Origin of the sequence: Nevskia soli, assembly GCF_903970205.1 — a bacterium.
Lineage (GTDB): Bacteria > Acidobacteriota > Terriglobia > Bryobacterales > Bryobacteraceae > Bog-113.
In genome coordinates, this window is sequence record NZ_CAJCHS010000209.1 from 1 (window position 1) to 8,538 (window position 8,538).

At 57.7% G+C, this 8,538-nt stretch carries 7 protein-coding genes and 1 tRNA gene; 5 read left to right on the forward strand and 3 right to left on the reverse strand.

Annotated elements, in window-relative coordinates:
* The 5 genes from nusG to H1Y01_RS09460 form a co-directional block, all read left to right on the forward strand.
* Window positions 1-249: transcription termination/antitermination protein NusG (nusG, locus tag H1Y01_RS09440; RefSeq protein ID WP_180540198.1), on the forward strand; the 249-nt coding region annotated here is incomplete at its 5' end.
* A 74-nt stretch (window positions 250-323) separates the two neighbouring features.
* Window positions 324-752: a 50S ribosomal protein L11 gene (gene rplK / locus H1Y01_RS09445; protein ID WP_180540199.1), complete on the forward strand. Its 429-nt coding sequence runs from the start codon at window positions 324-326 to the stop codon at window positions 750-752.
* A gap of 13 nt (window positions 753-765) precedes the next feature.
* A complete protein-coding gene (locus tag H1Y01_RS09450; RefSeq protein WP_180540201.1) occupies window positions 766-1,869 on the forward strand; it encodes a D-2-hydroxyacid dehydrogenase in 1,104 nt (367 codons plus the stop codon).
* Window positions 1,870-1,983: 114 nt separating this feature from the next.
* Window positions 1,984-3,102 (forward strand): hypothetical protein, encoded by a 1,119-nt coding sequence (locus H1Y01_RS09455; protein WP_180540203.1) that lies wholly within the window; start codon window positions 1,984-1,986, stop codon window positions 3,100-3,102.
* 24 nt (window positions 3,103-3,126) lie between these two features.
* Window positions 3,127-3,213, forward strand: a tRNA-Leu gene (locus H1Y01_RS09460).
* Between the two features lie 18 nt (window positions 3,214-3,231).
* Here the strand turns inward: H1Y01_RS09460 and glgX are convergent.
* The 3 genes from glgX to H1Y01_RS09475 form a co-directional block, all read right to left on the reverse strand.
* Entirely contained in the window at window positions 3,232-5,397 is a 2,166-nt protein-coding gene (gene glgX, locus H1Y01_RS09465; RefSeq protein WP_180540205.1) for a glycogen debranching protein GlgX, read from the reverse strand.
* Window positions 5,372-7,111: a malto-oligosyltrehalose trehalohydrolase gene (gene treZ, locus H1Y01_RS09470; RefSeq protein ID WP_180540207.1), complete on the reverse strand. Its 1,740-nt coding sequence runs from the start codon at window positions 7,109-7,111 to the stop codon at window positions 5,372-5,374. The genes glgX and treZ overlap by 26 nt, the downstream gene beginning before the upstream one ends.
* Window positions 7,111-8,538: hypothetical protein (locus tag H1Y01_RS09475; protein WP_219341417.1), on the reverse strand; the 1,428-nt coding region annotated here is incomplete at its 5' end. The genes H1Y01_RS09475 and treZ, both read right to left, overlap by 1 nt.

Sequence of the window (8,538 nt, forward strand, 5' to 3'; positions counted from 1 at the left end):
CCGACCCCGCTGACGGCGGATGAAGTCAACTCGATCCTCTATCGCCAGGCAACGGCGGCCGAGCGCCCCAGACCGAAGATGACGTTCGAGAAGAACGAAACGGTCCGCATCGTAGACGGCCCCTTCACCAACTTCTCCGGCAAAGTGGACGAAGTCAACTTCGAGCGCAATACGCTGCGTGTGCTGGTCACCATCTTCGGCCGCGCAACCCCCGTGGAACTAGACTTCCTGCAAGTAGAAAAAAGCTAAGTTCTTATATGTGTTCATCCGTGGCTAAAGGTTTAAGCCCGGTAACCCGGCAAGTAAGTTAGAAAGGTTCTGAAATGGCAAAGAAAGTAACAGGTCAGGTTAAGCTGCAGATTCCCGCCGGTAAAGCAACTCCGGCCCCCCCGGTGGGCACCGCTCTCGGTCCCCAGGGCGTGAACATCATGGAGTTCTGCAAAGCCTTCAACGCAAAGACTTCGGCGAAGGATCAGGAAGGTCTGATCATCCCGGTCGTCATCACGATCTACTCGGATCGTTCGTTCACATTTATCACCAAGACTCCGCCGGTCCCGGTGCTGATTAAGCGCGCCGTTAACATTGCAAAAGGTTCGCCGGAACCGCATAAGACGAAGGTGGGTAAGATCACGCAAAAGCAGATAGAAGAGATCGCCAAGCTTAAGATGCCCGATCTCAATTGCTTCAACGTGGAGTCGGCGATTAACTCAGTCAAAGGCACAGCCCGCAGTATGGGCGTCGACGTGGTCTAAACTTGAAACGATCGTGCCTGAACCATTTTCGCGACGCCTATTCCTAGCCGCCGGCGTGGCCGCTGCTGAGGCGGCTCAGGCGCAGGACTCCCCGCAACGGGCGCCCGTCGTCCAGCAGCCCTACCCGCAATCCAACTTACCGGCCGCGACTAACCCGATCCGCATCGTCACCGACCGCGACATCGACCCGAACGAAGTAGCTCTCCTTAAAGCCGCCGCACCGAACGTTGAAGTATTCGTCTGCAGCAATCAAGACGAGTATCTGGATCGCGTTCGGGACGCTGAAGTCATCATCGGCGAGCCTCATGAGGATATCCTGCGCCGCGCCCCGAAGCTGAAGTGGGTGCAGGTGAGCGGGGCCGGGATGGAGTGGATGGATCAGGCTCTCCGCAACAGCCCGGTCGTAGTTACGAACTGTGCGCGTACCTTCGCGCCCGGCATCACCGAAACCGGAATGGGCCTTCTGTTGTGCCTGACCCGCGGCATCTCCACTTATTACATGCCGCAGTTTTACAAGCACCAACTGCGCCCGATCGGAACTCCGCGCTCCCCCGATCACATCGAACTCGCCGGGAAAACGATGGCGATCGTCGGCATGGGCGGGATCGGCAGCACCATGGCGCGCCGTGCTCATTACGGCTTCGATATGCGCATCATCGCAACCGATGCGAAACCGCTGCCCAGACCGGAGTATGTCGCTGAACTGCGCACCCCAGCGTGGTTTCCGGAGATGATCCAGCAAGCGGACGTCGTCGTCTCAGCCGCCCCGCTAACAGCGCTGACGGAGCGGATGTTCAACGAAGCCGCCTTCCGTTCCATGAAGCCGGAGGCCTTCTACATCGCCCTTTCCCGCGGCAAACTGTTCGACGATATGGCGTTGGTTCGAGCTCTGCGCGAAAAGTGGATTCGCGGCGCGGGATTAGATGTCTTTCCGATCGAACCGCCGCCGCCCGATCACCCGATCTACGACCTCCCAAACGTTGTCATGACTCCGCATACTTCCGGATGGAGCCCCGACCGGGAAACCCGTTTAATCGCTCTGTACGCCGAGAATATACGCCGGTATTCAGTCGGCGAACCGCTCGTAAACGTCGTGGATAAGCAGCGCGGGTACTAAGTTCCGGCGATAAAGCTGGGATTTCGATCGAATCCGGGCTAACATGATGTAACCTCGGTCACATATATGCGCGCCACGTGTTTGCTCATCCTCGCTTCGTTCGCAACTGTCTGCGTGATCCACGCAGCCACCGATGACGACCGTAATTTCACCGGAACCTGGACCTTTCAACCGGATCGCAGCGAATTGAACGCGCTACCGCAAAGGCCTGACCCCGAGGTCAAGATTATTCAGGATGGCGCGGGCATCCACTGGTTTGCCACCGGACCCGAGCTCTGGAAGATGTCTCTCGATGGGCGGGAAAACGTTCGGCGTGAGAAGGATGTCTATTACAGCAGCATGGCTAAGTGGGAAGGTTCCGCGCTGCTGATCAGCACCAACGTGAGTACGCCGACCGGCAGTTACTCAATCGCGGATCGATGGAAGCTTTCGCGCGACGGACAAAGTCTGCTGATCCATCGCAAGATCATCCGCGGGTCCGATGAAGCCGAATCGACCATCGTTTACGCGCGCGCCGGGGCGCCCTCCGCACCTCCGACGTTACAGACGCGCAGTGTCCCACCGGCGGTGACCCCGACGACTTCACTGGTCGAGTCACCGCCGGCGCCTGCCGCGCCGACGCCCGCACGGGCGGTTGATAACTATGTCGTTGCCAATGGTACGCACTTACCGCTGCGCCTCTTGAACTCGGTCAGCACCAAACACTCGGCTCCGGGCGACCACGTATACCTTGAAACCATCTATCCGATACTTTCGAAAGGCCGCGTCATAATTCCTCCCGGCAGCTACGTCGAAGGAAGCTTGTCCGAGGTAAAGCGCGCCGGCCGCATTAAAGGCAAGAGCGAGTTATACCTGCGCTTTGATTCACTCACGCTGCCGAACGGCGTCACCCGCGATTTCCGCGCCCGCCTGGGAGCCGACGAGAATAACAGCGTAGATCGCAAGGAAGGTAAGGTCGTCGGCGACAGCGGCAAAGGTCAGGATGCGAAAACGATCGCTGAGGCGACGGCGGCCGGGACCGGAATCGGCGTGCTCGCCGGCTCTGCTGCCGGACATCTCGGCATGGGCGCCGGAATCGGGGCTGCCGCGGGTGCGCTAGGCGGGCTTGCCGGCGTGCTCGCAACTCGCGGACCGGATGCCGTCCTCCAGAAGGGCAGCACGGTCGAGATGATCCTCGACCGCGACCTCGTATTTGCGCCCGATGAAGTGCCTTCCCGTCCGAGTGTGCGCTAAACTGAGTTCGTAGTCGTTCAAATTGCCGCTGTGGCGGAACTGGCAGACGCGCATGGTTCAGGTCCATGTGCCCGCAAGGGCGTGGGGATTCGACTTCCTCCAGCGGCACCAAAAATCCTGAGAGCCTTACTACTTATCCGGCAACTTAAGTTCCTGTAACAAAGCCGAGCATCGCTGACTTAACTCGTACGGCTTACTGTTATCCAAACGCACAGGCGCTGTATCTACCGGATGCCGAGTATCCAGCACCGCTTCCCAGGCGTAACCTTTGCGCGGCGCCGGTAGCGTGAAAGAAATCTCTTCATTACTTGGATTCAACAGTAGAAAGAACGAGTCGTCTACAATCTCGTCCCCTACCGCGTTCACATCGGCCAGCGTTCTCCCATTCAGGAACAACCCGATGCACCTTACCCAACCCGAATTCCATTCCTCATGCTTCATCTCGCCGCCGTCCGGGCGGAACCAACGCAGATCGTGTTCATGCGTCCCATCGATCTCCAGCTCCGGAGCCGAAGGATCGATCCGCCGGTCCTGAAAGAACTTGCGCCGGTGTAGATTCGGATGCGCTTTACGGCAGTCAATCAGACCGCGTGTAAACTCCAGCAGCGCTCGTTGCTCATTCGTCAGGTTCCAGTTCGTCCAACTAATCTCGTTATCCTGCGCATAGGCGTTGTTGTTACCGCGTTGCGTGCGGCCCATTTCGTCGCCGCCGCAGATCATGGGAACGCCCTGGCTGAAGAGTAGCGTCAATAGGAAGTTACGCACCTGCGTGCAGCGCAGCTTATCTACGACCGGGTCATCCGTCTCGCCTTCTACACCGCAATTCCAGGAGTGGTTGTCGTTGCTCCCATCCTGATTATTCTCGCCGTTTGCTTCGTTATGCTTCTCGTTGTAACTGACTAAGTCGCGGAGCGTGAACCCGTCATGCGCCGTCACGAAGTTGATACTCGCGCTGGGCTTGCGCCCGTCTCGCTGGTAAAGATCGCTCGATCCGGTAAGCCGGTACCCAAGCTCCGGAATCTGCCCGTCGTCCCCCTTCCAGTAGCGGCGCACCGTATCGCGATACTTTCCGTTCCATTCCGCCCATAAAGGCGGGAAGTTACCCACCTGATAACCACCCTCCCCCACATCCCACGGCTCGGCGATCAACTTGACTTGCGAAATTACCGGGTCCTGATTAATGATGTCGAAGAAAGCCGAAAGGCGGTCAACCTCGTGCAGTTCCCGCGCCAGCGCCGCCGCCAGATCGAAGCGGAAGCCATCCACATGCATCTCGAGCACCCAGTAGCGCAGGCTATCCATCACCAGCTTGAGTACTTGCGGGTGCCGGATATTCACGGTGTTTCCGGTTCCCGTGTAGTCCATGTAATAGCGTTCCTGACCGTTGACCAACCGGTAGTATGTTGTATTGTCTATCCCTTTGAAGCTGAGCGTCGGCCCCAACTGATTGCCTTCGGCCGTGTGGTTATAAACCACATCCAGAATCACTTCGATACCTGCGCGATGCAGCGCCTTGACCATGCTCTTGAATTCGCTGACCTGCTCGCCTTCATGCCCGGAGCTGCTATAACGCGCTACCGGGGAGAAGTAGTTGATTGTGCTGTAACCCCAATACTCTTTCAGGCCCAGGTCCGACAGCCGCTTGTCGTCAATGAATTCATGCACCGGCATTAATTCCACCGCGGTCACACCCAACTTCTTCAAGTGATCGATCGCGGCAGGATGAGCAAGTCCGGCGTAAGTTCCACGAAGGTTGGTTGGGATATCCGGATGTAGAGCCGTAAAGCCCTTCACGTGTAATTCGTAAATCACCGAATCATGCAGCGCCGTCAGCGGCGGCCTGTCGTTTTCCCAATCGAAGATCGACGTTGTGACTACGCCCTTCGGTACGCCCGTTGAGTTATCGCGGTCGTCAAAGCTCAAATCCACGTCCGGTGAGTCAAGCTTGTACGCAAACACGGGCGCATTCCAGTCAACGCTGCCGCATACCGCTTTGGCGTAGGGATCGAGCAGTACCTTATGCGGATTGAAGCGAAGCCCATGTTCGGGTTCATAAGGCCCGGAAACGCGATACCCATAGAGTTGCCCAAGCTTGATCCCGGGAACATAACAATGCCAGATCAGTCCGGTGTTCTCTCTAAGCTGGATGGTTTCGCTCGCCTCTCGATCGGGCGCGTCGAATAAGCAAAGCTCAACGCCCGTGGCGCATTGAGAGAAGATCGAGAAATTCACGCCGGTGCCGTCCCACGTAGCGCCCTGCGGATATGGTTTACCGGGTAAGATCGTTCGTGACATGAGTATTTATTAGAATTACGGTCTCCGTGGGTACTGTGAGTTTGTTCTCTGAAAGTGTCGCGCCCGGTCCGCTCGCGAATAAGATGCGGCTGGGTGTTCCCAGTTGAAAGCCTACGCATTGCTTACTGAAGTTGGAGCAGACGACCACTTCACCGCGATCAATCCGCAGCCAGTCGTGCCCGAAGGAGACGCCAACAGGACCCCCAGCCGCAAGCGAAGGCGTCGAACGCCGCAATTGGATAAGTGCCTGATACCAGTCCAGAAGCTCGCGATGCGGCGGTTCTCCGATCTCATCCCACTTCAGCTTCGATCGTTGAAACGTCTCCGGATCCTGCGGGTCGGGAACATCTTCCGGCCTCCATCCGAACTTGGCGAACTCTTTTCGCCGCCCTTCGGAAACGGCTTTCGCAAGTTCGGGTTCGCTGTGATGTGTGAAGTACTGAAACGGCGTCGAGGCTCCGAATTCCTCTCCCATAAAGATCATCGGGATGAACGGCGACGTAAGGTAGATGGCCGCTGCGATCTTGGCTCGGCCAAGGCTTGTCAGGCTCGTGATGCGTTCTCCTTGCGCGCGATTCCCGACCTGATCGTGCGTCTGTATATAGCCCAGGAAGTGAGTACGCGAAAGGCTGCCGACCGGCCGTCCGTGTACACGCCCGCGATGCTTTGAGTAAGTCCCGTCATAGACGAACACGTCTTGAACCGCCTTGCCAACCTGATCCATCCCGCCGAAGTCTTCATAGTACCCAGCCGCTTCGCCCGTGACCACGCTATGAATCGCGTGATGCAGATCGTCGCTCCACTGCGCCGCTACTCCGTAGCCCCCGGCTTCTCGTGGACGGACGACGCGCGGTTCATTCAAATCGCTCTCGGCAATCAGGAACTTATGCCGTCCCGTAGATGCCTCTAGGGCATCCACTTCCGTCGCGAGTTGCTCCAACAGGTGTACAGCCGATGAATCAATCAGCGCATGCACCGCGTCCAGGCGAAGTCCATCAAAGTGGTAGTCGCGAAGCCACATGAGCGCGTTGTCACAGAAGAATCGCCGTACTTCGGTGCTGCCTGCGTCGTCCAGGTTGACGGCTTCACCCCAGGGTGTCGTGTGCTTGCGGGTGAAGTACGGACCGAACTGACTTAGATAGTTACCGCTTGGACCGAGATGGTTGTAGACTACGTCAAGAATCGCCGCAAGTCCGCGCGCGTGGCACGCGTCAACCAACCGCTTGAGCGCTTCGGGACCGCCATAGCAATGATGGGGAGCATATAGATCGACACCGTCATAACCCCATCCCCATTCACCCGGGAACTCATTGACCGGCATGAACTCGATGTGCGTGACGCCAAGTTGCCTCAGGTAATCCAGCCTATCGATCGTGCTGTCGAAAGTACCTCCCGGTGTGAATGTACCTATGTGGAGTTCGTAAATGATCGCTGCGGATAATGGCCTGGGCTGCCATCCATCATCGGTCCATTGGAAGCTACTGTGGTCGACAATCCGCGACGGCCCGTCAACCCCATCCGGCTGCCACGGCGATCGCGGATCGGGTAAAGCCGCGCCCCCGTCCAATACAAACTGGTAATCCGTACCGGCAACGGCATCAGCTACAGTGCCCGCCCACCAGGCGTCAGCACCTTCGCGTAAAGGTTCATCGCGACCGAGGCAGCGGACCGCAACAGACTTCACGTCCGGCGCCCAAACCCGGAATGTCCACATCAGGCGGGCTCCCGAACCAGCAGCGCGACAGGAAAACGCTTCAGTAACATACTTACGGAATGCGCCGCCCCCGCGAACTTCTCCCCGGTTAGGCGGTTGACCCACGCGCCTTCGGGCAGCTGTAGCGAAGTGTTGCCCCACTCGCCGTTAAGTCCGATAACCAGCCGCGGAACTAACGTAATCACATCCGGACCGCGCTGAAACGCGATCAGGTGTTGTGCCTTTTCACCGGAAGCATAAAGCGGAATATAGCTTCCCTCAGCACCGAAACAGCCTGGGAGCTCACGCCGCACTTGCAGCGCCGTGTACATGGTCCAAAGCTTTGGCGCGCCTTCATCTTCCCGACGTATTACCTCTTCGACAGGAAGGTTCTTTACTTCTTCCAATAGCTTTCTACGATAGCCATAATCCACCGGCCGCCGGTTATCCGGATCTACCAAACTCAGGTCCCAGACCTCGCATCCCTGATAAGTGTCGGGTACTCCGGGCGCAGTCAGCTTCACCAGCGTTTGCGCGAGTGAGTTAACGCGTCCCGGTCCAGCTAACTTCGCAGCGAACTTAGCGATATCGGCCATCAAATCTTGGGCGGCGAATAGCGCCTCGATAAAGCGCTTCAACGCGGTCTCAAACTTCTCGTCCGGATTGAGCCATGATGTATGCTGCTTGGCCTCACGAACCGCCTTCAGCATGTACTGCTGCATCCGTTCCTCGTTGATCGGCCAAGCGCCTGGCAGGGTCTGGTAAAGTAAGTACTCCGTATTCCGGTCGGGCAAACCGTCGGTCCGATTCCGGTCGGCGGCAAACGCCCACCGGCAGGCTGTCTCCCGCCACTCGCCGGGCATCTCGGAAAGTGAGTTGACTCTTGCGCGAACGTCCTCGCTCCGCTTCGTATCATGCGTCGAACTCGCCAGCATGGTCGAGGGATGGGTACGCTGAACGGCCTCGCAGTAGGCATGAAACTCGGCCGGCGACGTCCCGAACTTTCCCGGATTGCCGCCCACTTCGTTCAGAGATACCAGCCGGTTATAACAGTAGAATGCCGTATCTTCCACGCCCTTAGCCATCGCCGGTCCGGTGAACTGCTGGAACCGCATTACAAATTCGTCCATGAGCGGGCCGCGCGTCTCCAGCGACAACACTGAAGCCAGAAAGTCGAATAGCTCGGCGTCTAAGTCGGGACGGTTTGCCTTGGCCGCAGCGATTGCCTGAGATATGTACTCCCGATCCCTTTCGTTGATCTTGTTTTCCGCTACCCGCGCATAGGTCCGATAAACCGGAAAGCACGCGATTGTTTCCCGAATCGCATGATGCAGATCGTGCCGCGTGTAGTCTCGATGATTACGGTCGTTCTCGCAGATATGCACGAACTCAGCAGAAAGCCTGTTTACATCGCTGCCCAGTACATCACGCAACACCAGTATCTTCTT

Bases quoted from the DNA above. Each gene is read 5' to 3' on its own strand.
- glgX (WP_180540205.1), bottom strand. From the start codon at position 5,397: ATGTCACGAACGATCTTACCCGGTAAACCATATCCGCAGGGCGCTACG.
- treZ (WP_180540207.1), bottom strand. From the start codon at position 7,111: ATGTGGACATTCCGGGTTTGGGCGCCGGACGTGAAGTCTGTTGCGGTC.
- rplK (WP_180540199.1), top strand. From the start codon at position 324: ATGGCAAAGAAAGTAACAGGTCAGGTTAAGCTGCAGATTCCCGCCGGT.